Source organism: Abyssibacter sp. (genome assembly GCF_964229365.1).
GTDB lineage: Bacteria > Pseudomonadota > Gammaproteobacteria > Nevskiales > OUC007 > Abyssibacter.
The window spans coordinates 1-23,069 of the sequence record NZ_CAXRDQ010000035.1 but is presented as its reverse complement, the minus strand read 5'-3'; the positions used below and the strand labels follow the sequence as shown (position 1 = coordinate 23,069).

The following is a 23,069-nucleotide window of genomic DNA, read 5'->3' as shown; positions in this document are numbered from 1 at the left end:
GACTGCATGGCGCACTTCAATCTGGACAACGCCGTTGTCGCCATCACCGGCGCCAGTGGCGATTTGGGCCGTCATCTCTGCGCGGCGCTGGCAGCGAGGGGCGCACGTCTGGCCCTGATGGATCTGGATCAACAGAGTCTGACGGCGCAGGCCGAAACACTAGGGGACGCCAGCCGCGCGCGCGGTTGGGTAGCCGATGTGCGTGACCTGGAGCAGGTGCGGCACGCCATGGACGCCGCGGCAGCGCACTTCGGCCGGCTGGATCTGGTGATCGCCAATGCCGGCGTCGCCACGCTGGAGCCATTGGCGCAGCAGTCAGAAGCCTCGTTCGAACGCACCATCGACATCAACCTCAACGGCGTCTTCCGAACTTTCAAGGCCGGGCTGCCGCATCTGCGCGAAACAAAAGGCCATCTGCTAGCAATCGCCTCCATGGCGTCTTTTTTCAATTCGCCGCTACAAGGCGCCTACACCGCCAGCAAGGCCGGTGTGCTGGCGCTCTGCAACAGCGTGCGGCTGGAAGTGAAACAGCAGGGCGTGACGGTGGGCAGCATCCATCCCACCTTCTTCAAGACCCCGCTGGCCGATCAGCTCACCGAACACCCGGCCGGCCGCAGGCTGTACAACGACAATCGGGGCCTGTTCAAACTGACCACCGTCGAAGACGTGGTCGCCGCGACCATAAAGGCGATTGGCCGACGCAGTCAGAAGGCTGTCGTCCCCAAGCGCAATCTGCCGATCACCGCAGCGCCGGAACTGATGCGCAAGCTCACCGATCGCCTGATGTTCGGTGATCAGAAAATCAAGGCAGCGCTGGACCATTTCGAGACCAGCGCCCCCGTGCAAGGAGACTCCTCATCATGACCTACTCCCTTAACGACAAGGTGGTGCTGATCACCGGCGCGGCCGGCGGCATCGGGGCCGCGACCGCTCGAGCGCTGTTCGAACAAGGCGCCCGGCTTGTGCTCACCGACCTGCGCCAGGCCGATGTCGATGCGCTCGCGGCCGAGTTCGACCCAGCACGCGTGCTTGCGCTGGCGCTGGACGTGACCGACATGCGTGCCAGCCGTCTGGCCGTTGCCGACGCCGTGCGGCGCTTCGGCCGCCTGGACGTGGTCTTCGCCAACGCCGGCATCGCCTGGGACCCACCCAAGACCGTGCTCACCGTGGACGATGCGGAGTTCGAGAAGATCGTCGAGGTTGATCTGCTGGGCGTGTGGCGCACCGTCAAGGCGGCATTGCCGGAGATCGTCAAGAACCGCGGCCAGGTGCTGACGACCAGCTCGATCTACGCCTTCATGAACGGCACCATCAACGCGCCGTACGCCATTTCCAAGGCCGGGGTTGAATCCTTCACCCGGGCACTGCGCACCGAACTCGCCGGCTCTGGCGCCAGCGCCTCCGTGCTCTACCCCGGCTGGGTCAAAACCCCGATGACCGAACTCGCCTTCGGTGGCAACGCGACGGTCACCCGCTTTCTCGAAGCGTTGCTGCCGAAACCGCTGCGCACGCTGGTCGCACCCGAAACCATCGCGGCCGATGTCGTCAAAGGCTTGAAAAAACGCGCACCGCGCATCATCTCGCCGTCGCGCTGGGCCGCCGCGTCGCTGTTGCGCGGCGTGGTCATCTCGGCCTTCGATCGCAAGCTGGACACCGACGAAACCGTGCGCGAAGTAGTCCGCCAGATTGAGCAGGATTCCCAGCAAAGCCGCGGGAACAAGCGAAAGGCGGCCTGATCAACCGCACCGGTCGGTACAGGCGAGCTAACCGGCCTTCTTCGCCCGATAGATCGATCAACCAGAATGCAGCTCGCCGCGCAGCTGACTGCCCGCAGCACCGCCGACGCCCAGATCAATAAGGGGTGACGTTGCTCGCAGCCTAGGTACCGGGCCACTGGGACCCGAGGGTATCGATCATCGGTACGCGATGACCCGGGGCCTCGCGTCGATGGGGACGGCGGCCGCGATGCGGATTTCATACAAGCCAGCCACGAACCCGCGCGGTTATTTTCTCCGTCGCCGCTGGAGCCACTCCAGCATCAACAGATAACAATAACGACTGACGGAAGGAGACCCCATGCACCATGGCCTGATTGCGGCTGGCACATTGCTGGTCAGCATGCTGAGTGTCGGCTGCGCGGATGCGACATCAACGGCGCAGATCGATGGACCAACGACCCATTCGAGCCTGCCAGCCACCCCGCAGGCGGCACTGCCACCACCGCCCACCAACGGCTGGCAAAACAAGCCTGCCGGGACAATTGTCCAAGTCTCCGAGGCACCGCCGACCAGCCAGCTAGTCGGCGCAAGTCAGTCGCTGTTCGTCCGGTACACGACGGTCGATGTCTTCGGCCAGCCAGCACTGGCTTCCGGTCTGGTGCTGCTCCCAGCCATCCCGGTGTATCCGGACGGACAGTGGCCACTCGTGGTCTACGGGCACATGACAACCGGCGCGGCGGACGCCTGCGCACCCACGCGCGGTGTGCCCGAGTCCAGCGAGCTGCGGCGCATGCAACAGGGTGACACTCTCGCAAATGCGCTACTGGCCGAGGGTGTACTCGTGGCTCGACCGGACTACGAGGGCCTCGGCGAATCCGGAGCGCACCCCTACTTGCGAGGCGATTCCCTGGCGCGGGCCATGCGCGACATGGCGTCTGCGGTTCGTGATCGCTGGGAGCAAACCGGTCACCGGTGGATTGCAGCTGGCCACTCGGAAGGCGGCGTCGCCGCGCTCAACACCGGAAACCGTCGCCACCCACCGGCCCGAGGACTCGAACTCATCGGGGCAGCCGCCATCACACCCGTGACGCAGTTGGAGGTCTTGTTGACGGCCGCCGGTGAATTACCTGTTGCCGCGCCTGGTGTGGATGCTGCTGTCGCGCTCGCCGCACTCGCGCTGAAGGGCATTGCCATCACCGATCCGGAATTCGAATCGCTGTTGCTCAAGGAAGGCGGATTGTCCGACGAAGCGGTCGCTCTATGGCCGGATTTAGAACGACTGTGTCTCGAAGACCTGAGCCACGAAGACTCATGGGGCGGCCTCTCTCCCCAGGCAGTCAAGGGTCCGCGTGGCGACGAAGCAGTCGCGGAACTGATCCGCGAATGGCGCGAGGACGATATTCGTCTCCTGCCGATGCGTCGAGACATGCCGCTTCGCATTGATGCGGGCCTTCTGGATGCCGTCGCCCTCCTGCCGCTCACCGAAGCACTCGTCAATGACTACCGCAGTCGCGGCTATCCGGTGACCTATGCCCGCTGGCCCGCAGACCACTCGCCAACCGCTGACGTGGCCGCGCCAGCGATCGCCGCCTGGATCATGGAGCAATTCGCACAATGAGTTTTTCACGTCATGAATCATCTCCCGCGCTCGTCCCGGCCCACCAAACAGATGAGTCGATCAACCGCAACATCAGTCGGCGGTATTTACTGAAACAGGCAGCCTTGTTCTCGTCTGCCATCGGTCTGCCGAGCGTCTTCACGGCATGTGAGTCGGGAAGCGAACCGGCCCCATCAGGTGAAGTGCCACCAGCGCCCGGCCCGATCGTCCAGATCGATCCAATGGATCCAAACCGGTTGCACGGATGGGTGACGGACCTGTGCGAATTTCAGCCGCGCTGGCGGGGCTATCCGGCCGAAGCCGAGGCCGGTCGCTGGCTGGGCCACCGGCTTCAGGGTGCCGGACTGCCGGCCCGCGTCGAACCCTACGCCATTACCAAGTGGCAGCTGGATGACTGGCGCGTGGAACTGACGGTCAATGACCGCAGTGAAGTCATCAACAGTTTTCCCATCTGGTCGACACCCGGCGGACAAGGCACAGCCGAACTGGTTGACGTGGGCCTGGGCTCGGAGCCGGAACTACTCGCACAAGATCTGCGCGGCAAGGCAGTCGTCGTCACCGGGCGCGCACTTCTCAATGTGTTCGCGACCTACCCTGACAGCTACCACCGCGCCGCCGAACTGGGGGCTGTGGCCATGTTCGTGTCATCAGACGCACCCGACAACCTGATTCGCCCTACCAGTTCCAGCCGGAACGAGCAGGAGAACAATCCGATCCCTGCATTCCAACTGGGCGCGCACGATCTGGCGCGACTCAGGCAAGCGGCTGCCAACGGCGGCACCGCAAGCTGGAATATCGAGGCCTATCACCTGCAGGGAGAGTCACGGGACGTCATCGCGGAACTGCCCGGCTCAGGGGAGCTCCCCGGCACCATCCTTGTCTGTGCACACTACGACGCCTGGTTCTCGGGGGCGCTCGATAACGCGACTGGCGTCTCCGGCCTGATCGGGCTCGCCGAGCATTTTGCTTCGCTACCTCTGCAGGACAGGCCTCGCGACATGATCTTCCTGGGCGTCACGGGCCACGACGCCGGTTATCCTCACGGCGGGGTTACGAATTGGATCTCGGAATATTCCCACCTGATTCCCGACCTGGACCTGTTCGTCAACCTGGACCATCTGGCCGCCAAGGGCGAGGAGCACTTCAGCACGACGGGGATCATCGACATGCTCGGCCTGGTCGTCGAGCGTCCGGGTGATGAGGAGCGGGCCCTGTTCACGACGCCTCACCCGGCACTGACGCGGCAGTTCACGCCCTACCTGGTGCAGTACGGACTCTTGGCCGCCCCTGTTCCGACCATTCCGACCGTCAATGCGAACGGTGATCTGGAAGGCCTCATGGGTGAAGCCGGCGTGCCCTGCGTCAACCTCACCATGGCAACCCCCCACTACCACACGGTCGACGACACCCCGGATCGTGTGCCGCCCGAACAACTGGCACGTGCGGTGAAAGCCCACCGCGACTTCATCACCGATGTGATGGCCATGTCCCGGGAAGCGATTCGTTCGCCGATCTAGCGCGCCAACCCGAAGAATGCACTGCGCCACCGGTGGTTTGACGCCCCGCACCCGGTGGCGCAGCGCCGCCCGGTGACCTGCTCCCCGAAATTGCACCCAACCAGCACCACTAGACTTAGTAGGTGCGACCCGATTCCTCTCGATTTCTTCGTCATTATTCTGCCTCCTTGCCCCATTGGGCAATTCAGCCAAATAATTAAATTCTTCTTGTGAGCGTCGCTCCATCTCGTGCCGACCTGATCGCATCATTTCGAGCCGGCGTCGCCTGGTCGGATATCGCTAGATATCACAGTGTTCAGGGTCCTGTGAGCCAATCGTTGTATCAACGGCGCACCCAGTCACTGGGGCTTGCGTCGATACCGATTCGGAACGCAGTATGGGCGCCAAAGTCAGGACACACTGGCTTGCGAGGAGATATCAAAGACCATGAACTCGGAGCCACCGCCACACCCGAGCCCAGCAGGTATGACCATCTACCACTGGCGGCACGGGCTATTGCTACTGGCCCCTACGCTAGTGCTCGAGCGGACGACAACGCCGCTATGCGCAACGCTCAGATTGGCGTGCAACAAACCCTACAGAATTGATGTCGCCGGTGAAGAAATCACGACATGGGCCTCCCTCGTCGCTCCTCGGGTGGAACGGCGAAAAGTCATCGCCATCGACAGTCATGTCGCACTGTTTTACTTCCCGATCGAATGGCCCGAGTACGCCGGAGTGCAGGCCGCCATCGCTGGAAAAGACTGGCTTAATTTTGAAGCGTCTCATTTTGAATCGATTATCGAGACGCTGCGTCTAGGGTTCCGGCAATCGCTCGATGCGGCCACCGTAATTGACGTCGCGCGAAAAGCGGTGGAGGCCATATCTGGATCGCAAATACCGGCTCCCGTCCGCGTGGACGCAAGAATTGATGCGCTTAGGTGCCGTCTGGATGACACGCCGCTTGATGAGGTCGATGTCGGGAAGATGTCCCTGCAGGTGGGACTATCCGCTTCACGCGCTCGGACATTGTTCAAACAACAGGTCGGCACGACCATTCAGCACTACGCCCGCTGGGCTGCCATATGGAAAGCAATCAAGGGGTGGAGCACGGACAAGACGCTCACAGAAGTTGCGGTGGAAGCTGGATTTTATGATCTGGCGCACGCAGACCATACATTTATAGAAATGTTTGGCATCGCGCCTTCGCTAGTGGTTGATCAGCGATTTGTCAAAATTATGCCCTGCGAAATCTAGGGAAAGCTGACGCATGATGACGGCCCACACATCGGGCTTTATCAGGCCAACGTGCGGATGCGCTCAGGCTTCGGCTCTACGCTAGGCAAAGCGGGAGTTCCCAGGTTTTCATGGACACTTCGACGAAGACGAGGATGAAAAAACGCCATCAGCAGATACATTGCGCCCATGCCGCCGACCCGGAACCCGCGGGATGACGGGGCGCAAAGTCCCGGCGGGCTGGTTGCGAACTCCAAGGCGGTCATGAAGCAGCACATCGGCGTGACCGCAAACGGCAGTGCGCCCGCAGGCGCTGGCGGACAGGTTTTGATCCATCGCATCGCCAAGTCCTCTGTAATACGTGCTTGGCTACGCCGATCGGTATCTGGCCCCCCAGGGCATACGCTCAACCTGATAGCTCAGTCGCGCGGGTTGGGAGTGACAAACTTGGCGCGATTCGCATGGATGCCCTGACCGCTGCCGCAGCGCAGGCCTTGGCGGCCGGTGATCCGATTGGTGCACTCAAGCGCGTGGCACTGCGCCGCGACCCAGCTGCGCTGGCCTTGCGTGGTATTGCCATGGCGCAACTGGGTGATTGGCAGCGCGCCCGCGAGTTGCTGCGAGACGCCGCCCGAGGCTTCGGCAAGCCTGCCGCAACCGCGCGGGCACGCTGTCTGATCGCGGAGGCCGAGATCGCCCTTGTTTCGCGTGACCTGGCCTGGCCCGGCAACCGCTTGAACGAGGCCCGTGCATTGCTGTTATCGCGTGGCGACCTGGCCAACGCCGGCCACGCTGGTTACCTCGAGGCCCGGCGTCATCTATTGATCGGCCAGCTCGCCACCGCCGAGCAGGTCATGAACTCCATCGATCCTGTCCAACTCACGCCGGCATCGCTGGCCGGGTTCTGGTTAGTTGCGGCGGGCATTGCCATGCGTCAGCTGGCGATTCCTCGGGCAAGCGAGGCGCTGGACGCTGCGGCAAGCGCGGCGACGGATGCGCGGATCCCCATGCTGCTGGCCGAGGTGCAGCGCACCCGCGACTTTCTCCAAGCTCCAGCCGCCCGACTGTTCTCCAGCGGCCGGGAATCCGTTCTGCACCTGGCCGAGGTAGCAGACGTGCTGCGTGGCCCGGTGTTGGTGGTCGATGCCTGCCGCAATGCGGTTTGTGCCGATGGAAAGACGGTCCCGCTGGGTCGCCGCCCCGTGCTGTTCGCACTCGCGCGCGCCTTGGCCGAGGCCTGGCCCAATGACCGGGATCGTGGGGTGTTGATCAGCCACGCATTTCGCTCGCAGCATGCTGACGACTCCATGCGTGCCCGGTTACGCGTGGAGATCGGCCGGCTCCGTGCAGCGTTGGGCGCGCTGGGTGGAATCAAGGCCACGGCACGCGGTTATCGCCTGGCACCCCACGGCAATGCCGGTGTAGCGGTGCTCACACCGCCCATCATCGATGACCATGCGGCAGTCCTCGCGCTATTGGCCGAAGGTGAGGCCTGGTCCAGTTCCGCTCTGGCGCTTGCGCTGGGGCGCAGCCCCCGCACGGTGCAACGAGCGCTGCGGCAGCTGGCGGCGGCGGGCAAGGCCGAATCCTTTGGCCGCGGTCGCGCCTGCCGGTGGATCGCGCCGCGCATGCCCGGCTTCCCGACAACTTTGTTACTCCCACCCCCGCTCCCGGATGGATGAGCATGGCGGCCGTCGACACGACGTGAACCCACTCATCAAGGACAGTGACATGACAGCAAGCACCGCCAACATCACCCAGGAATACGGACCATTCTCCGGTAACGACGCCGTGCATGGGGTCAGCTTCAGCGGCAAAGATGTCTGGTTTGCCGGCAGCAATGGCCTGAACCGCATGGACCCCGATACCGGGACAGTCACCCAGCACGTCGCCGTGCCCGCACACGCCGGCACCGCCTTTGACGGCACGCACCTCTACCAGCTATCCGACACCTTGATTCAGAAGATCGACCCTGCCACCGGCGCGGTGCTCTCAACGATTCCGGCGCCGGGCAAGGGCAATGACTCCGGCATGGCCTGGGCCGAAGGCTCGCTGTGGATCGGCCAGTACCGTGACTGCACCATCTATCAGGTTGATCCGGCCACCGGAGAGGTGCTTCGTACCATCCAGTCCGACCGTTTCGTGACCGGCGTGACCTGGGTGGGCGAGGAGTTGTGGCACGGCACCTGGCAGGACGAGCAAAGCGATCTGCGACAGATCGATCCGGCCACCGGCGCCGTCTTGCAACGGCTGGACATGCCGCCAGGCACGGGCATCTCCGGCCTGGAGTCTGACGGTGCGGACCGGTTTTTCTGCGGGGGCGGTGGTAGCGGCAAGGTCCGCGTAGTCAAGCGCCCTTGAGTCAGCCTCGGTCCCGCCGAGTCGCCCAGAAACAGACGCTGCCCACCAGTTCCGTGGCCACAAAAGCGAGCAGCACGGGCGTGACACCACCGCCGACAATATAGGCCGCAATCAGCCCGCCGACCCACAACCGGGCCCAGGCATCCACACGATGCAGGCGCCGGCTGGCGTCGAACAAACGGGCGGCGTTCCAGAGCACGCCCAGTGCACCGGCCAGATTGATCATCAGCCAGTGCACCGGCGCAAAGTCGGGTTGGACCGTGGCGAAGCCGAGTTGCGCGTCCAGCCAGTAGACCAGCGCGAACAGCCCCTGACTGAGGCCAGGCAGCGCCAACCAGCCGGTGACGGCGATATCGAGGACGCAGATGAATTGAACGACTCTGGAAACGGGCATCGGAACTCCTGCTGGGCTCTTCGGCGCCGGAGTGACAGCTCCGGCGGCCATCAGGCGGTGCGCCTCAATATAAGCCACGGCTTCACTGGGTCTGGCTCCGCACCGTCATCGATGCAGCCGGTGAAAACTGGCCACCAATGAGAGCCGTGTAGATCCGTAGCGCGGCGGAGGCGCCGGCTACTTCCTCCACGGTGAAATAGCGCTCGGCGTCCGCCGCGAAGGCCAGCCAAGCTGCGGCGTAACGCGTTTCGAACGCCTCGCGACCCCAGTCCTTGGACAGCCGGACCACATGATCCGGCGCGAAGAAGAACTCGGGCTTGGGCGGCGGCAGGTCATGCGGCGGTGCGCTTTGCGTCCAATGCGCGCCCCCCACACGAATGTTCGCCCGCAGGACACCAGCCAGTTGCGTGTGGAGGCGACGGTTCAAATCGGCGTCGCCAGCAAAATCCACGATCACCGCGCTCGTGTGCGCGTTCAGCGATGCCAGGTCTTCGTAGCTCACCACCCGGTCGTACAGACCCAGCCCCTCGACAAAGGCGACATTGCCGCCCGAGGTGAGTCCGACATGCGCGACGTTATCGCGCCGCGCAAGACAATGCGCCATCGCGATCGCAGTCTTGCTGGATGCGCTGGTTGAGATCACCTGCGCGCCAGCCCAGGCACGATCGGGCTCGGCAAGTACCTGATCCAGCAGAAAGGCGGTGATGAACAGCGGCTGCAAGACCATTTGCATTTGTTCGGAGTGCTCATCGCGGTCCGCAACGGCAGCGTAGCGGTTGTAGACCTGCGGCAGGCTTGAGCGGTGCTCGCTGGCGTCGACAAAACCCTGCGATCGAACCTGGGCCGGCGTGAGCACGAGCTCGGCTGCGGCCGGCAGATATCCATACCAACGTGAGCCTTCCGGCACCGCGGGGCAGCGAGATTCACTGACGATCGCGGTCCCCCAAACCGGCAGCCGCCCACGCCCGTCGTCACCGGGGAAGAAATCCCAGTAGCGCATGGCACGTCCGAAGGTCGCATAGGTCACGTTGTTGGCCGTCAGCGCAAAGCGCTCGATCGTGACGCGAATCTGGCCGTCCGCCAGCGTAAGGGGAGTGGTCTCGACCACCTTGGCATCGGCCGGATTATCCAGCGCGATGGACAGTGCCCAGTTCTGCATCTGCGTTGTCTCCTTGAGCGCCCGGCTTTGCGCGTGGATACGGATGTCGCACAGGCGACACACCGTGGCCGATCCGCTGTTGTTGTAGTGGCGAGGACTCTATCAGGCGCTCGGCAACAGCCGGCGGAGTTCGTCACCCTGCCGGCGCAGCCAGTGGCGATGAATGGCATGCCCCGGCATCAGGCGCTCGACCTCGGCCCAAAACGCCGGGCTGTGGTTGGGGTGCCGCAGGTGCGCCAGTTCGTGGTTCACCACATAAGCCAGCACGCTCGGCGGTGCCATGACCAGGCGCCAACTGAGCGACAGCGTGCCGCGGCCGGACAGGCTGCCCCAGCGCGTGGACTGGTCGCGAATGGTCAGGGATGTCGGCGGTCGAGCAAGCAATGGACGCTGCCGGTCGATCACTTGTTGCGCATCGGCACGGGCCAGCTCGCGCAGACGCTGTTCCAGATGGCTGGCACCACCCCGCTCCGGCAAACGCCAAGCACCGTGACGTCCCCAGACAACGTCGGTCCACTCACCGCGCAGCATGATTCTTGTCGGCCGCCCCTGAGCGTCCGGCTGAACCTGTTCCTGCATCGCCTCGCCAGCGGCAACACCCCGGCTTGCATGGCGCTCCAGCCAAGCGGACTGCTCCAGGACAAAGGCCCTGGCCTGCGCCATCGACGCCCGGCGCGGCAAGACCACCATGGCGTTGCCATGGGCATCCACCGTCAGGCGCATGCGCCGCGCACGCGGGCTGCGGCGGATGGCCACCGGTAGGCCACCGCTGGTTCTGAGTACCTGCTCGGCATCAAGAGATTGGCTACGCCGGATCATCAGGGAGGCGACACTGCCTCCGTGGTAGCGCGGCGCCAGCCGCGGGTGAGATCACCAAACGGGATGAAGCGGAACGCCAGGTCAACCGCCGGAGGCAATCTGATCGCCAGACACACGCGCGACGCCGGAGCGGACGGACCATGGTTCGGAGGCTGGCATCATCGCCTGGAGCGGATTCGGATTGCCACTGGGGGCGTTCCATTTCAGACCGGCGCCGCTTACGCCAAACGATCCAGTTCGCTGAGCTCTTCCGGGTTCAGCAGGATGATCTGCTGCTGTTCCGGCGGCCGCTTTCGATCGTCCTTGCCCACGTTCATTAACCGCAGGTAGTACGGCACCAGTGCGATGCGCAGCCTGCGTTCCAGCACGCCCGCCTGCATGTTGTAGTCGGTTTCGATGACCGCGCGTTGATGCGCGGACAGACCGGGGTGCGCGCCGATGCGGACCGGGACGATGGATTTCCATTCCCAGTCCTCGTCCGCACTCATCGCTGGCTCGTCCAGCAGCTCCGGCACCCCGCGCATGCGCGACAACAGCACATCAATGAACCGTTCGTGAGACAGGCTGAACGCCCGCAGATGCCAGCGCAAACCCGTGTGGACCAGCGCGATTGGCGACAGCTGCAGTGGTCGAGGCTCCGGCACGCGCATGCTCTGATAGTCCACCCGCAACTGGAGCCGCTCGCGAATCGCCGTGTTCACGCGCTGCAGGGTGACCACATCGAACTCGCGTTCGGGCATTTCCAGCAACTCGACGGCCGCGGTTTCCGAGGCCAGGGTGATCAGCGGATGCTCGGATTCCGGATCAAACAGGCGAAGGGCTCGCAGGAACTCGCGCGACGTCCCGTGCAGAAAGCGCGGCTGAAAACTGCGCGCGGCGCGGTAGCAACGCCCCCGCAGGTCGTACTGCAGGTTGTCCGGCGCCAGCGATTCATAAAGCGCAATGTCCTTGCTGGCCTGCGATCGGCTGATGCCAAAGGCACCACGCAAGTCCTGCGTGGTCAGGCAGCCCGCCCAGATCAATCGCGCTTCGATCAGAATCAGGCGCTGGCGGACTTCCCAACGCAGCGGTTTGTCATCGCTCAACGGACGGCCTCGCTGCCAAACATGCGTTGATTCTACGCATGTCGCTTTTCTGGACACAAGTGAATTATTACGCAATCATGCCGATATGAACGCACTGCTCACTTCATTGCCGCCTGCGACGGCGCTATTCGCCGGCCTGCTCGCCGGCGCGTTGCTGGTCGGATTGCCGGCCGGCCTGGTCGTGTGGATTCGAACCAGCCGCACCCTGCAAGCCCGTCAGCTGCAAATCGCCGAACTGGCCGCCCAGCTCCAGGCAGGCGGGCAGCAAGCCGAACGCGCGGCCGAACGCCACCTCGAACTCTCGCAACGGCTGGACCAGCGCGATGAGGCGCTGAACGAGGCGCGCACGACCATCGCGCGGCTGCAGGCCGAGCAGGCCAAGACCGTCGAGGCCATGAACACGCGAATTGAAGAGCTCAAGGCCGCCCGCGAGGAATTCCGCAAGGATTTCGAGGCGTTGGCCAATCGCATCTTCCAGGAAAAATCCGACCGCTTCTCCAAGCAAAGCAGTGACGCGCTCACCGCCCTGCTCAACCCCATGCGCGAGCAGCTGGGCGAGTTCCGCAAGCAGGTCACCGAGGTCTACGGGAACGAGGCCCGCGAGCGAGCGGTGTTGAAGAACGAGATCGACCGCCTGGCAAAACTCAACGAACGCATCGGAGAGGATGCGCTGAACCTGACCCGTGCACTCAAGGGCGAGACCAAGACCCAGGGCAACTGGGGCGAGATGATTCTCGAACGCGTGCTTGAAGCCTCCGGACTGCAGGCGGGGCGCGAATACGAAACCCAGATCAAAGTGTCGGAAGACGCCAGCGCCCGCCTCATCGCCGACGCCATCGTTCGCCTGCCCGGCGAGCGCGACATCGTCGTCGATTCCAAGGTGTCGCTCACGGCCTACGAGCGTTTCATCGCCGCCGAGGATGATGCCGAGCGCGAGCGTCAGCTCAAGGCCCACGTGCAGTCGCTGCGCGCCCATGTGAAGAGCCTTGGTGGCAAGGCCTACCACGACGCGCCCGGCGTGCGGTCGCTGGATTTCACCGTGCTGTTCGTGCCGAACGAGCCGGCCTTCACCGAGGCGCTGCGCGCCGATCCCGGCCTGTACCGCGACGCGCTGGACGCCGGCATTGGCCTGGCCAGCCCATCGACGCTGCTCGCGATCCTCCGCGTGGTCGAGAACCTGTGGCGCACCGACCGACAGAATCGCAACGCCCAGAAAATCGCCGAGCGAGCGGGCGCGCTCTACGACAAATTCGTCGGCTTCGCCGAGGATGTCGACAAGATTGGCACACATCTGGACCGTGCCCAGGCCAGCTATCGTGATGCTCGCGGCAAACTGATCGAAGGCCGTGGCAACCTCGCCCGCCAGGCTGAGATGCTCAAGGACCTGGGCGCGAAGACCGCAAAATCGCTCCCGGCCGGGCTGGAACCCGATGCACTGGACGACCACGACGACACACCCGCAAACGACGACTGACGCCACGGCGCAGCGACGATTCATCATCGCCCTGCAACACAGCGCCACTAGCCTGTCCCCGCATTGGGTTCAATCACCGGGGATTCATCGTGTCCGCAAACCTTCCGATTACGCTGTCGCGGCGTTCTGTCCTTAAATCGATTTTCTTTGGTGCTGCGGCCGTCAGTTCACCGCAGGTTCTGATCTCGCGCGCCCGGGCTCAGATGAGTTCGGAGCTGCCGATCCCCAGCGGCCCGCTGGCCAATATCCCCGATGTGGAGCACAAAACGCTTACCGCGGGTGCGATTGATGGTGTGGATGACGAGGTCTTCGCGCCGCCTGGCTTCGACGTGCGCTGCGTGGCCCGCGAAGGCCTGAACCCGCTCACCGGGGAAGCCGCGCCCTTTGGTTACCAGTGGCACCTGGACCCGGACGGCGGCGCGGTCTACCCCTCGGCTGCCGACGGCGGCTGGGTGTACGTGTCCAATTCGGAGGACACGCCTGGCGGCGTCGGTGCATTGCGTTTCGATGCCGATGGCACTCTAGTGGATGCCTATTCGATTCTCGAAGGCACGCGAAACAACTGCGCCGGCGGGCCAACGCCCTGGGGCACCTGGCTGTCCTGTGAGGAAACCACCGGCGGGCAGATCCATGAATGTGATCCCTTTGGCTCGGCGACGACCTCCGTGCGCAAGCCCGCGCTGGGATCTTTTCCGCATGAAGCGGCGGCCATCGATCCGATTTATCACGCCTGTTACATGACCGAAGACGGTGGCAATCAGCGCTTCTGGCGCTTCGTCTCCGATGAAAGCGATCTCAGCGAGACCGACGGCACCACTCGCATGGGTCTGGAGTCAGGCACGCTGCAGGTACTGACCATCGAGGGTTTCGAGGATGGCGGATACCCGGACGATGCCGCCGCCGTGCGCTCGGCGCAGCCTGCGACCTGGGAAACCGTTGATATCGACACCTCCGGACGCGTCCTCTTTCCAACCTTTCAGAACGACGAAACAACCGTCGGCACTCGCTTCGCCAGCGGCGAGGGCATTTGGTACTACGAGATTCCCGAAGACCTGCGGCAAACCCCAGCGGGTGGCTCCGTCCCGACGCGGGGTGTCATGTTCTTCGCGACCAAGGGCGATAACCGCGTCTGGGCCTACGACATCGAAAACGAGCTGATCGAGGTCATCTACGACAACGAAAACATGCAGATGGAGACCGGGTTCAATCAGGTCGACAATGTCGTTGTGAGCCCGGCCGGCGACGTGCTCGTGGCCGAGGACGGGGCGCTGATGCGTCTGGTGGTGGTCGTGCCCAACGGCCAGGCCAGACTGTTGATGCAGATCACCAAGGGCGGCTCGGAAATCGCCGGTCCGGCGTTTACCCCGGATGGTTCGCGGCTGTACTTCAGCAGCCAGCGCGGCCCCAGCGGGGCGGACGGCTCCGGCACGGGCGGCGCGACATTCGAGATCACCATCCCCGAGGAATACCGAACCCGTCAGTCCATTGATGAGCCGGTCGGCGAGACGCCGGATAACCCGGATTCCGACACCAGCCCGACAGGCAGCTCCGGTGCCCTGGGTGCCGCCACCGTCGCTGGCGCCGGCCTCGCGGCGTTGGGCAAACGCATGCTGCAACAGCCGTCGCCGTCAGGTTCCGATGACGACGGCGAGGTCAGTCGCTGAAAAAGGTGGGCCGTTCACGCCGGAAGCCGTAGCCGATGAGCCAGGCCGGCAGGTTGCGAACGCGACGATGCTGCAGCAGCCACCGCAACCCACTCGGAAGCCGGGGCGGCTCGCCACCTTTGGCATCGAGGATGCTCGCGACCACGCGTTTTTGCGCTTGCAGCTGGAAGGCCTGGACCAGCGCCGTCGGCAGCAGTCGCCGACGCCTGACCCGGTCCAACTCAGCCTCGGTCGGTGTCCGGCCCGCCTGGATAATGGGCACAACCCGGTTGGCGGTCGCGACGGCATCCTGTATCGCCAGATTGATCCCGACTCCGCCGATAGGTGACATGGCGTGCGCGGCGTCACCGATCATCAGCAAACCCGGTCGCGACCAGCGGCGAAGGCGATTGACCTGTACGGCAAGCGTCTTCACCGCATCCCAGCTTTCGATGGCATGCACGTTCGCGCCCATCTCCGGCGCGGTGCGCGCGACCAGTTCATGGAGTACCTCGATAGGCTGCTGCCGCAGGTCGCGGTCCGCACCCTTGGGCACGACCAGCGCGGCCTGCCAGTAGTCACTGCGGTCAATCAGCACCAGCATGTGGCCGGCGCCGACCACAGCCTGGGTGGCATCGAGTGATTCGTCACCCTTGGACAGCCGAAACCACAGCGCATCCATCGGCGCGCCAAACGCCCTGACCGGCAACCCGGAGGCGGCGCGTAACCGTGAATCACGACCGTCGGCGCCGATGACCAGCGCCGCCCGGATCTCGGTGACACCGTCCCCGGTGGTCGCATGCACGCCGCGAATCTGATCGCCTTCCCGGATCAATCCGGTCACCTCGTGCCCCATGCGCAGATCAAAATCTGGCAACCCGGCACCGGCATCCGCGAACAGATCAAGAAAATGCCACTGCGGGACGAAGGCGAGGTAGTCGAACGGTTCCAGCCCCCGAAAATCGATAACTGGCTGTAAACGTGAACCGATCTTCGCCGAAAGCATCTGCTCGCGCTGCTGCGGCAAGGCCTCGAATGCCGACCACAGGCCGCAGTCCTGAATGATTTGCAGGGTCGAGGGATGCACCGTGTCGCCGCGGAAATCCCGCAGGAAGTCCGCATGCTTTTCCAACACCGTCACCTCGATACCGGCGCGGGCGAGCAGATAACCCAGCACCATGCCAGCCGGGCCGCCGCCCGCGATGCAGACCGTTGTCTCGATGGCTTGCTGCTGCTCCATATCCAACCCGGCGAGCGTTCCATATCCATGAGATATGTTGGCTGTTGCAAGCTGCGTTTGGTTCCCGACGCTCCGATCCGCTGAGGGCCGGATGCGAAAACTCAGCGCGCGATCAGCAGCAGGGCATCGGACACGGGACGCTCGGCGCCGTCGGAGGGACTGTTCACAACCTGCCCGTTGACCACGAGCGTGGACGAGCCGCCGCCGTCGAGGGCCATTGCATCGACCGCACCCAGGTGACGCATGACCCGCACGGCGTCCCGTAGCGGCAAACCCACGCTCCAGTCCGGCTGGCGGCCATCGCAAACAACCAGCAGCAACCGGCCCGACGCCGTACGCCCGATCATCGTGCGCGGGTTCGGGCCGTCCACCCAGGTGAGTCCGAAAATCGGATCCCCCGGATGCCGGAATCCGCCTTCGTTATCGGTGAGCAATGCCTCGCCGTCACGAACCAGGCCGGGACCGCCGTTGAGGATGGACAGTTCGGGCACGAGCGTGACCGGCTCGCCGTCCATATACACCTCGGCGCGCATGAGGACAGGCCCCACGGCCGACGCGGCCCGCTGCAGTTCGACCACGCGATCGCCGGTCGCGGCAATCACCGATCCGCCCGCAGGCAGGCTGCCACCCGCCGGACGCGTGTGCATGACGCGGCCCTGAGCATCCAGCACCAGTTCCAGGCCGTCGACAGCCGGGGTGTCCAGACCCCAATCCGTTGAAAACCAGATCAACTCTGCCGGATCGCTGCAGGTCACATCGTGCCGCGCGGATTCGGTCGGGCTATCGCCCCCCGTGCCGCCACAGTTTCGAATCGCGCCGGGCACACGATTGATGCCATCCAGCGCCCAGGATTCACCGCCGGCCTCCAGCCACAGGCGGGTCTCGGTGCGTGGAAATCGAACGTCACGCCCCGCAGCGGAAAACACCAGCGCCTCGCGGCTGCCGACGGCTTCGGACACCAACTCGCCCTGCAACACCGTCACTCCGGCCGGATCGCCGGCGAGGCCATCGTCCCCTTGATCGGGATCACGGCTGCTGGTGCCTCCAGGGCCGACGACGAAGAATCCGGCGTTGATCGCCGCGATCGCGCCAGCGGCATCGGCCATCTCGGACGTGGTCGCCTTGCCGGCGATCCGGCCCTGCGCGAGCGCCGGCTCGAGCTGGCCGGTGAAACGATCCGGATCGATTTCAAGCACGTGAAATGCATAGGGGCCGGTCGCGAACACCGATCCCAGCGACCCACCACCGAATTGATTCTCCTGGACCACGTCGGTGCACGGCAACGGCGCGGGTTCCTGGCTTGCCGAACCGCGGCGAATACGATGCAGCAGCAAACCGTCTGCAATCTGGCATCGCTCTCGGGATTCGGACAGCAGCCAGCCGACCGGCAAAGGTGCCGGGTTCAGTTCACTGGTAACGGTCGCGGGAGGCCCGACTGGTGGCACCGCGCTCGTGCCGGTGTCGCTGCAAGCCGCCAGCACGAGCCCGCTGCCGAGCAATGCGCCCAGCAAACGCCGCCGCCCGTCGCGAGACCCGGTCATCGCCACCCTACCCGGCGCAGCACGATGCAGATCAACGCGGAAGACCACGGTCTTGAGTGTGACGGCGTAAAGACGACAACGCATGAATAGAAGCAACCGCAGAGCGCGAATCTGCCCGGCAGCCTACGCGGCCGACATGACATCACGGCGAACCTGCGTCGCCCGCCGCGATCCGCTGGACGTGCTACCAGACGTCGTTGGTCAGCCGGACGACATAGAAACCGCTATAGCCATCCGTGTACCAGATTTCCTTGCGCTCGGGGGCGAAGGCCGGGCTGGACATCGCCCAGTTGCTGGCCTCGAAGATCGGCGTGATGCGCGGATTGACCGGCGCGTTGAAGTAGGCGATTTCCTTGGGCCTGGCCGGATCACGAATGTCGAAAATACGCAGGCCGGAAACAATCATGCTGCAGGCGGCGATCTCGGGATTCACTCGCGTCGGGATATTGCAGTAATGGCCGGCATAGCCCTGAATCGGCAAAAAGGCACCAGGGTCGCCGGCGATCTCGGCACGGTTTTCCGGCTCGTGCACATCCAGCCGCAAATCTGAAACGATGACGGGGTTCGTCTCGTCGGTGATGTCGATGATCCGCCCGGCACCGACCACATCGCCATGGGCCGCAACCCCGCCGTCCGCTTCCGAGGCGGAGTATTCATCGATTTCCAGCACGTAGGATTTGCCATCCCGGGTGAACGGAATCGCGTTCTGCGGGATGGTCATGTTCGGCCAGGTGATGTTCGCGATCTCATACACCTGCGGGTCGTCCACCCGGGCCTGAATCTCCGACACGTCAAGAATCATGAAGCCCTTTCCGTCTCCGGCAGCGACATAGGCGCGATTGCCGTCGTTGCTAATCGACAGGCCGTGCGAGTAGTACGGACCGGTCCAGAGCTGCCTCGGAAACAGGGGCTGGGTGATGTCGACCGCGACCAGCGTCGGCGAGCCCGGGTTGGCCGAGTAGAAGGTGCGGCCGTCCGGCGCCAAGCCACTCTCATGGCCCAGGTTGCCGACCAGTGCCGAAGAGCGCAGCTGCGGGCTGCGGCAGTCCTCAGAAATATCGTAAACATCGACAATACCCGGATAAAACGCCGGATTGCCGGTCACGGCGGCCAGCACACCGGCGTCCTGCGACACTACCAGCGACTCATGCGGCGTGAGCATCGCGGGGGTGAGCAGCCGGGTCACCAGCTGCGGATTGGCCGGGTCGGTCATGTCCATCACGTTGACACCCGCCTCGGCATCCAGCGCATTGGTCGGATAGAGCAGCGTCGAATCGTAGTACGCACACTCGTTACCCTGGGCGTCGATGTAACGCTCTACCTTGAAACCGCCGACCGTGCCGATGGCATTGGGCGTGGTGTAAGCGCCGACAAGCTCGGTGTTGCAGGTATACCCTTCGGCGGCGCGGCCGCTGGCGTGATCCTCGCTGCTGACCCGGCCCTGCATTCCGGATTCCGGGTTCGAACCCGGCCCACAAACCGCCTTGGGTACCGCCCCGCCGGAACCGGCGGGCGTCGTCGGACCCGAATCAGCGCCACCGCATCCGCCCAGCGCCAACATTGCGACGGCCAGCACGGCCATGCCTGCAGTTGATTTCATGATTGTCCCCACCGTTGTTGTTATTTACACGTCAGTCTTCGACCGCCGCGCTCCACCCGTTGCAGCCTGCCGATCGGCGGCGCGCTCAGTCTGACGACGGCACCGAGCGAATCGCATGCAGCATGACGCGAATGCCGGCGACCTCCTTGGTCTGTTCCAACACGATGTTGGACGCCACGCGCCGGACCGCATGAATTCTCGCATTTTTCGCGGCGAACCGAGCCATCGGAATGCCGCCCTCGTGATGGGCCAGCATCAACTCCAGAAACAGCCGGCTGCGCGCCAGACCCTGCAAACTCCGCAACCGATTGAGCTGCTGGTCGGTCGCCAGCCCCGGCATCCCGGTTGGCGAGGCTTCGCAATCCAGAAGATATTGGGCAAGTGCCTGGCTGGGCGGATCATCACCCAACAGCATCCAGCTCATGGCCCTGCTCTCGGGAAAGAACGGCTTGTTCCAAAGCCGCAGCCAGCCGCGCATTTCGCCAAGCTCCAGCAGCTGGGCACCAATGATGGATTGCGCCAGATTGGCCACAGCGGAGGATTCGTCATCCCGCATGAGCTGCGCCATCACCACGGCCTGCTGGTGATGCAGGCTCATGAACTGCGCAAAGCCCACATCCACAGCACTGGGCGCAACCGCCGCCAGACGCGCACGCGTAACGTGGAGCGTGCGGTATTGCAGGGCGGCGACGGTCGCGACGACTAGCAACAACGCGACGACGAGCGCAACGAATACTTGCCTGGCTGCGGTCATCCGGCGCTCAACGATCCGTGGGACGCAGCAGACTCAGGCGGTTACCAACCGCCGAAGCGGTATCGCCAAGTACGCCCTTCTCGGTGATCAGCAGCTCATCCGGCTGAAACATCGGCGGCTGCCCCACGATCACCGACGATGGAAACGACAAGCCGCCCACGTCGGTGGCACTGATCTCAAGCCCCGCGGCGTCCAGCAACACGAGACGGCCGGACAGATATTCGGTGACGAGCAGGCCCTCCGCGACGGTGGTCAGATCATCCAGCAGGCTGGTGAACGTCGCCACGGTCTGCACGGCGCCGGCACTGCCATCCGGCAGGATCGGCACTGACCGCACGGCTCCCAGTTCCACCGGCAGCAGCGCGGAGTCCGTGAAGTAGAGCAACTCGCCGCGGCGAACCAGCCCGTTGGGGAACTGCAGGCCGGACGCCAGCCAGGTGGTCTGCTCGACGACCTGCAATGGGTCGGATGGGTCGAACCGCAACCGGACGATCTTGGGCGATGGCAGGCTGCCATTGCCTGTCAACGGCCCTTCGATCACATAAATGCTGCCATCAGCGCCGGTCGCCATGCCATTGGGGAAGGCGGTATTTTCGTAGCTGTAGATCGGCACGAGATTCGGTGTCGCGGTCAGCTCCGCCGCATAAAGCTCTGCGCTGCCACAGCTCGCATAGAGCGTGCGCCCACGCAGCGCCAAGCCGGTGAAATTACAATCGGTCGCTGACAGCGCCGTCAGCGCGACGCTGGTGTCGCCGTCGCGCACCACTTCGAACACATTGGTGCCACCGGAGACGAACAAGCGCCCATCCGGCGTGAACAGCAGGTTTTCGGCATCGGGCACGGCCGCCAGTGTGAGTAGCTCCCCGCAGTCCGATGCCACGCACAGCGACACGGACGTATCCTGCGGCTCTGCCGGCGAGCCGTTGTCACTCCCACAGGCCGCCAGGACCAGAGCAGCGCCCAAACCCAGGGCGGTTGTCCAAATTCGCATGTTGTCTCCCCAATTGGGCCAAGTCGCGTAACGCTCGGCGCATTATTCGCCGGACGTTTGGACGCCCAGTCGCTGGAGAATACCGTCGAACTCGTCAAGGCTGTGGAATGCCACCCGCAGTTCGCCCTTGGCACCGTCGAAATCGATCGACACCTTGTTCCCCAGCTTGTCGGTGAGATCGCGCTCCAGCGCCTGCCATTGGGCGTCCCGGCGTGGCAATGCATCACCGGCTGCCGGGCGCTTGAGCGCGGAACGACAGCGCGATTCCAGCACCCGCACCGACCAGCCGCCCGACACCGCATCCATGGCCATGCCCCGTTGCGAGGCCGGCGGCAGCCCGGCCAGAGCCTTGGCGTGGCCCAGCGACAACAGCCGCTCGTTCACCAGCTTCTGCACCGGTTCGGCCAGCTTGAGCAGCCGCAGATAGTTGCTGACGTACTCCCTGGACTTGCCGATGCGCTTGGCAGCCTCGGCATGCGTCAGCTCGTAGTGATCGGCCAGAAACTGCAGGCCTGCCGCCGCCTCGATTGGTGTCAGCGATTCGCGCTGAAGATTCTCGATCAATCCCAGCACCATTGCTTCATCGTCGCTGAGGTCATCGCGGACGATGGCGGGAATGTCATGCAATTGCGCGTGCTGCGCGGCGCGCCAGCGGCGCTCGCCGGCCAGCAGTTCATAACCGTCGCCCAGCGACCGAACCACGACCGGCTGGACCACGCCGGACTCACGGATCGAGTTAGCAAGTTCGGCGATGCGCTCCGCATCAAAGCTGCGCCGCGCCTGGTAGGTGCCCGGGCGGATCAGATCGATGGGGAGTTGGCGAACCGCAGCGTCCAAGGGAGTCCCTAGCGAACCTCAAATCCGGCGGTGAGCGAATCAGCCTCCACCGCATCGGAGTGCCACACGCTTTCGACATGGGCGCTGGACGGGCCCTGGTGCAGCCACTCGGTGAACGGTTCGAGTTGATCCGCCGTGCCGAACGCCACGCCTTCCACGCATCCGTCGGAGCGATTTCGCACCCAGCCGGCGAGTTTCAGACGCTGAGCGGTCTGCCGCGTGGCCGCGCGAAACCCGACGCCCTGCACACGCCCGGACACCACAAAGCCCCGACAGGTGCGGCGGCCTGTGTCCTGTATCATCGATGCCTCCTTGCCGACTGATGTGTCATGCCGAAGCTGCTGCCTCGCTGGCGCCGTCGAACCGGCGTTTCCAGCCAAGAAAACGTGCCCGCGCAGGGCGCCGGAACCGAGCACACGCGCCTGCGCGCGACCCTGCCCGGTCTGTTCGGCCGGGAGCCATTGTTACGTATCGATGTGGATGTGGAAACGCGGCGGGATACCGATGGCGAAACCGTGCGCATCATGGCGCAGGTGGACGGCCATTTATCCGCCCCCCCGGCGCCCGCCCTAAGCGCGCCGCCGTCGGGACCGCGCTCCCTGCGACTCGCCGCACAGGCTCGTGTGGAGCGTGCAGTCGAACGCGTCGCACGGCATCCGACCGTACGTCGCCAACTGGAACGTGCTGCAGGCCATCTGCGAAGCCAGCTGGTCATCGAGGCATCGACGCGCCCTCTGGCGAAAGGCGCCTCCGCGTTGATACCCGCCGGGCTGTCGCGCATCGGCTTTGGCGCCACCCGCGCCGACGATTCCCAGTACCCGGTGGTCGAGGCCTGGCAAGGCCCGGTGTCACGCCGCGGCGGCGCATCACATGTGGGCGTGGTGCAGATTGCCAAGCGTCATCTGCCGCCTGGGCTGGCGAAGTCGTTGGGCGACCGCCCCTTCAATCTCACCGCCGTGATCGCACACCAGCTCGAACCGGACGACTAGGGAAACCCTGATCTATTCACACCACCAAGACGGAGTCGGTTTTCCCGCAAGCCCAGGCGGAGTGAGTGCGGTTTGGTCATTCCAAATGAGCGAACGACCACGCAGGCTTGCGGG

General features: G+C 64.3%; 21 protein-coding genes. 10 read left to right on the top strand and 11 right to left on the bottom strand.

The window, feature by feature from the left end:
• The first annotated feature begins 6 nt into the window (after positions 1–6).
• From ACE1EY_RS05795 to ACE1EY_RS05765, 7 genes are all read left to right on the top strand, one after another.
• Entirely contained in the window at positions 7–864 is an 858-nt protein-coding gene (locus ACE1EY_RS05795) for an SDR family NAD(P)-dependent oxidoreductase (RefSeq protein WP_370299671.1), read from the top strand.
• Positions 861–1,736, top strand: a complete 876-nt coding sequence (locus ACE1EY_RS05790; protein WP_370299670.1) for an SDR family NAD(P)-dependent oxidoreductase — start codon at positions 861–863, stop codon at positions 1,734–1,736. Before ACE1EY_RS05795 ends, ACE1EY_RS05790 begins: the two co-directional genes overlap by 4 nt.
• 340 nt (positions 1,737–2,076) lie before the next feature.
• Entirely contained in the window at positions 2,077–3,336 is a 1,260-nt protein-coding gene (locus ACE1EY_RS05785; protein ID WP_370299669.1) for an alpha/beta hydrolase, read from the top strand.
• Positions 3,337–3,572: 236 nt separating this feature from the next.
• Positions 3,573–4,853, top strand: coding sequence for a M28 family peptidase (locus tag ACE1EY_RS05780; protein ID WP_373928052.1), 1,281 nt, complete (start codon positions 3,573–3,575; stop codon positions 4,851–4,853).
• Between the two features lie 465 nt (positions 4,854–5,318).
• Entirely contained in the window at positions 5,319–6,089 is a 771-nt protein-coding gene (locus tag ACE1EY_RS05775) for a helix-turn-helix domain-containing protein (protein ID WP_370299667.1), read from the top strand.
• A 440-nt stretch (positions 6,090–6,529) separates the two neighbouring features.
• A complete protein-coding gene (locus tag ACE1EY_RS05770) occupies positions 6,530–7,750 on the top strand; it encodes a hypothetical protein (RefSeq protein ID WP_370299666.1) in 1,221 nt (406 codons plus the stop codon).
• Between the two features lie 49 nt (positions 7,751–7,799).
• A complete protein-coding gene (locus tag ACE1EY_RS05765; protein ID WP_370299665.1) occupies positions 7,800–8,429 on the top strand; it encodes a hypothetical protein in 630 nt (209 codons plus the stop codon).
• A 1-nt stretch (position 8,430) separates the two neighbouring features.
• On the opposite strand, the gene ACE1EY_RS05760 is transcribed toward ACE1EY_RS05765, so the two are convergent.
• The 4 genes from ACE1EY_RS05760 to ACE1EY_RS05745 form a co-directional block, all read right to left on the bottom strand.
• Positions 8,431–8,823, bottom strand: a complete 393-nt coding sequence (locus tag ACE1EY_RS05760) for a hypothetical protein (RefSeq protein ID WP_291512344.1) — start codon at positions 8,821–8,823, stop codon at positions 8,431–8,433.
• Positions 8,824–8,905: 82 nt separating this feature from the next.
• A complete protein-coding gene (locus tag ACE1EY_RS05755; protein ID WP_370299664.1) occupies positions 8,906–9,982 on the bottom strand; it encodes a DUF2855 family protein in 1,077 nt (358 codons plus the stop codon).
• A gap of 102 nt (positions 9,983–10,084) precedes the next feature.
• Complete coding sequence (locus ACE1EY_RS05750) at positions 10,085–10,801, bottom strand: M48 family metallopeptidase (protein ID WP_370299663.1); 717 nt, start codon at positions 10,799–10,801, stop codon at positions 10,085–10,087.
• A 218-nt stretch (positions 10,802–11,019) separates the two neighbouring features.
• Positions 11,020–11,886: a WYL domain-containing protein gene (locus tag ACE1EY_RS05745; RefSeq protein WP_291512347.1), complete on the bottom strand. Its 867-nt coding sequence runs from the start codon at positions 11,884–11,886 to the stop codon at positions 11,020–11,022.
• 85 nt (positions 11,887–11,971) lie between these two features.
• Between ACE1EY_RS05745 and rmuC the strand changes: the two genes are divergently transcribed.
• Together rmuC and ACE1EY_RS05735 are read left to right on the top strand one after the other, a co-directional pair.
• Positions 11,972–13,360 carry a DNA recombination protein RmuC gene (gene rmuC, locus ACE1EY_RS05740; protein ID WP_291512348.1) on the top strand — a complete coding sequence of 463 codons (1,389 nt, stop codon included), beginning with the start codon at positions 11,972–11,974 and terminating at the stop codon, positions 13,358–13,360.
• Positions 13,361–13,449: 89 nt separating this feature from the next.
• Complete coding sequence (locus ACE1EY_RS05735; protein WP_370299662.1) at positions 13,450–15,024, top strand: alkaline phosphatase PhoX; 1,575 nt, start codon at positions 13,450–13,452, stop codon at positions 15,022–15,024.
• Here the strand turns inward: ACE1EY_RS05735 and ACE1EY_RS05730 are convergent.
• The 7 genes from ACE1EY_RS05730 to ACE1EY_RS05700 form a co-directional block, all read right to left on the bottom strand.
• Positions 15,014–16,243, bottom strand: a complete 1,230-nt coding sequence (locus tag ACE1EY_RS05730) for an FAD-dependent oxidoreductase (protein ID WP_291512350.1) — start codon at positions 16,241–16,243, stop codon at positions 15,014–15,016. The two genes, ACE1EY_RS05735 and ACE1EY_RS05730, sit on opposite strands and share 11 nt — an antisense overlap.
• Positions 16,244–16,344: 101 nt before the next feature.
• Complete coding sequence (locus ACE1EY_RS05725) at positions 16,345–17,868, bottom strand: phosphodiester glycosidase family protein (RefSeq protein ID WP_291512351.1); 1,524 nt, start codon at positions 17,866–17,868, stop codon at positions 16,345–16,347.
• A gap of 100 nt (positions 17,869–17,968) precedes the next feature.
• Positions 17,969–19,384 (bottom strand): hypothetical protein, encoded by a 1,416-nt coding sequence (locus tag ACE1EY_RS05720; RefSeq protein WP_291512352.1) that lies wholly within the window; start codon positions 19,382–19,384, stop codon positions 17,969–17,971.
• An 85-nt stretch (positions 19,385–19,469) separates the two neighbouring features.
• A complete protein-coding gene (locus tag ACE1EY_RS05715; protein ID WP_291512353.1) occupies positions 19,470–20,138 on the bottom strand; it encodes a DUF305 domain-containing protein in 669 nt (222 codons plus the stop codon).
• A 7-nt stretch (positions 20,139–20,145) separates the two neighbouring features.
• Positions 20,146–21,129, bottom strand: a complete 984-nt coding sequence (locus ACE1EY_RS05710) for an SMP-30/gluconolactonase/LRE family protein (RefSeq protein ID WP_370299661.1) — start codon at positions 21,127–21,129, stop codon at positions 20,146–20,148.
• Between the two features lie 42 nt (positions 21,130–21,171).
• Positions 21,172–21,966, bottom strand: a complete 795-nt coding sequence (locus ACE1EY_RS05705; RefSeq protein ID WP_291512355.1) for a ParB/RepB/Spo0J family partition protein — start codon at positions 21,964–21,966, stop codon at positions 21,172–21,174.
• 8 nt (positions 21,967–21,974) lie between these two features.
• On the bottom strand, positions 21,975–22,268 hold the full coding sequence (locus ACE1EY_RS05700) for an acylphosphatase (protein ID WP_370299660.1): 294 nt from the start codon (positions 22,266–22,268) through the stop codon (positions 21,975–21,977).
• Positions 22,269–22,295: 27 nt separating this feature from the next.
• On the opposite strand from ACE1EY_RS05700, the gene ACE1EY_RS05695 reads away from it, so the two are divergent.
• A complete protein-coding gene (locus tag ACE1EY_RS05695) occupies positions 22,296–22,955 on the top strand; it encodes a hypothetical protein (RefSeq protein ID WP_291512357.1) in 660 nt (219 codons plus the stop codon).
• Positions 22,956–23,069 lie beyond the last annotated feature (114 nt).

Bases quoted from the DNA above. Each gene is read 5' to 3' on its own strand.
- ACE1EY_RS05795 (WP_370299671.1), top strand. From the start codon at position 7: ATGGCGCACTTCAATCTGGACAACGCCGTTGTCGCCATCACCGGCGCC.
- ACE1EY_RS05790 (WP_370299670.1), top strand. From the start codon at position 861: ATGACCTACTCCCTTAACGACAAGGTGGTGCTGATCACCGGCGCGGCC.
- ACE1EY_RS05785 (WP_370299669.1), top strand. From the start codon at position 2,077: ATGCACCATGGCCTGATTGCGGCTGGCACATTGCTGGTCAGCATGCTG.
- ACE1EY_RS05775 (WP_370299667.1), top strand. From the start codon at position 5,319: ATGACCATCTACCACTGGCGGCACGGGCTATTGCTACTGGCCCCTACG.
- ACE1EY_RS05770 (WP_370299666.1), top strand. From the start codon at position 6,530: ATGGATGCCCTGACCGCTGCCGCAGCGCAGGCCTTGGCGGCCGGTGAT.
- ACE1EY_RS05765 (WP_370299665.1), top strand. From the start codon at position 7,800: ATGACAGCAAGCACCGCCAACATCACCCAGGAATACGGACCATTCTCC.
- ACE1EY_RS05760 (WP_291512344.1), bottom strand. From the start codon at position 8,823: ATGCCCGTTTCCAGAGTCGTTCAATTCATCTGCGTCCTCGATATCGCC.
- ACE1EY_RS05755 (WP_370299664.1), bottom strand. From the start codon at position 9,982: ATGCAGAACTGGGCACTGTCCATCGCGCTGGATAATCCGGCCGATGCC.
- ACE1EY_RS05750 (WP_370299663.1), bottom strand. From the start codon at position 10,801: ATGATCCGGCGTAGCCAATCTCTTGATGCCGAGCAGGTACTCAGAACC.
- rmuC (WP_291512348.1), top strand. From the start codon at position 11,972: ATGAACGCACTGCTCACTTCATTGCCGCCTGCGACGGCGCTATTCGCC.
- ACE1EY_RS05730 (WP_291512350.1), bottom strand. From the start codon at position 16,243: ATGGAGCAGCAGCAAGCCATCGAGACAACGGTCTGCATCGCGGGCGGC.
- ACE1EY_RS05725 (WP_291512351.1), bottom strand. From the start codon at position 17,868: ATGCGTTGTCGTCTTTACGCCGTCACACTCAAGACCGTGGTCTTCCGC.
- ACE1EY_RS05720 (WP_291512352.1), bottom strand. From the start codon at position 19,384: ATGAAATCAACTGCAGGCATGGCCGTGCTGGCCGTCGCAATGTTGGCG.
- ACE1EY_RS05715 (WP_291512353.1), bottom strand. From the start codon at position 20,138: ATGACCGCAGCCAGGCAAGTATTCGTTGCGCTCGTCGTCGCGTTGTTG.
- ACE1EY_RS05710 (WP_370299661.1), bottom strand. From the start codon at position 21,129: ATGCGAATTTGGACAACCGCCCTGGGTTTGGGCGCTGCTCTGGTCCTG.
- ACE1EY_RS05700 (WP_370299660.1), bottom strand. From the start codon at position 22,268: ATGATACAGGACACAGGCCGCCGCACCTGTCGGGGCTTTGTGGTGTCC.
- ACE1EY_RS05695 (WP_291512357.1), top strand. From the start codon at position 22,296: ATGCCGAAGCTGCTGCCTCGCTGGCGCCGTCGAACCGGCGTTTCCAGC.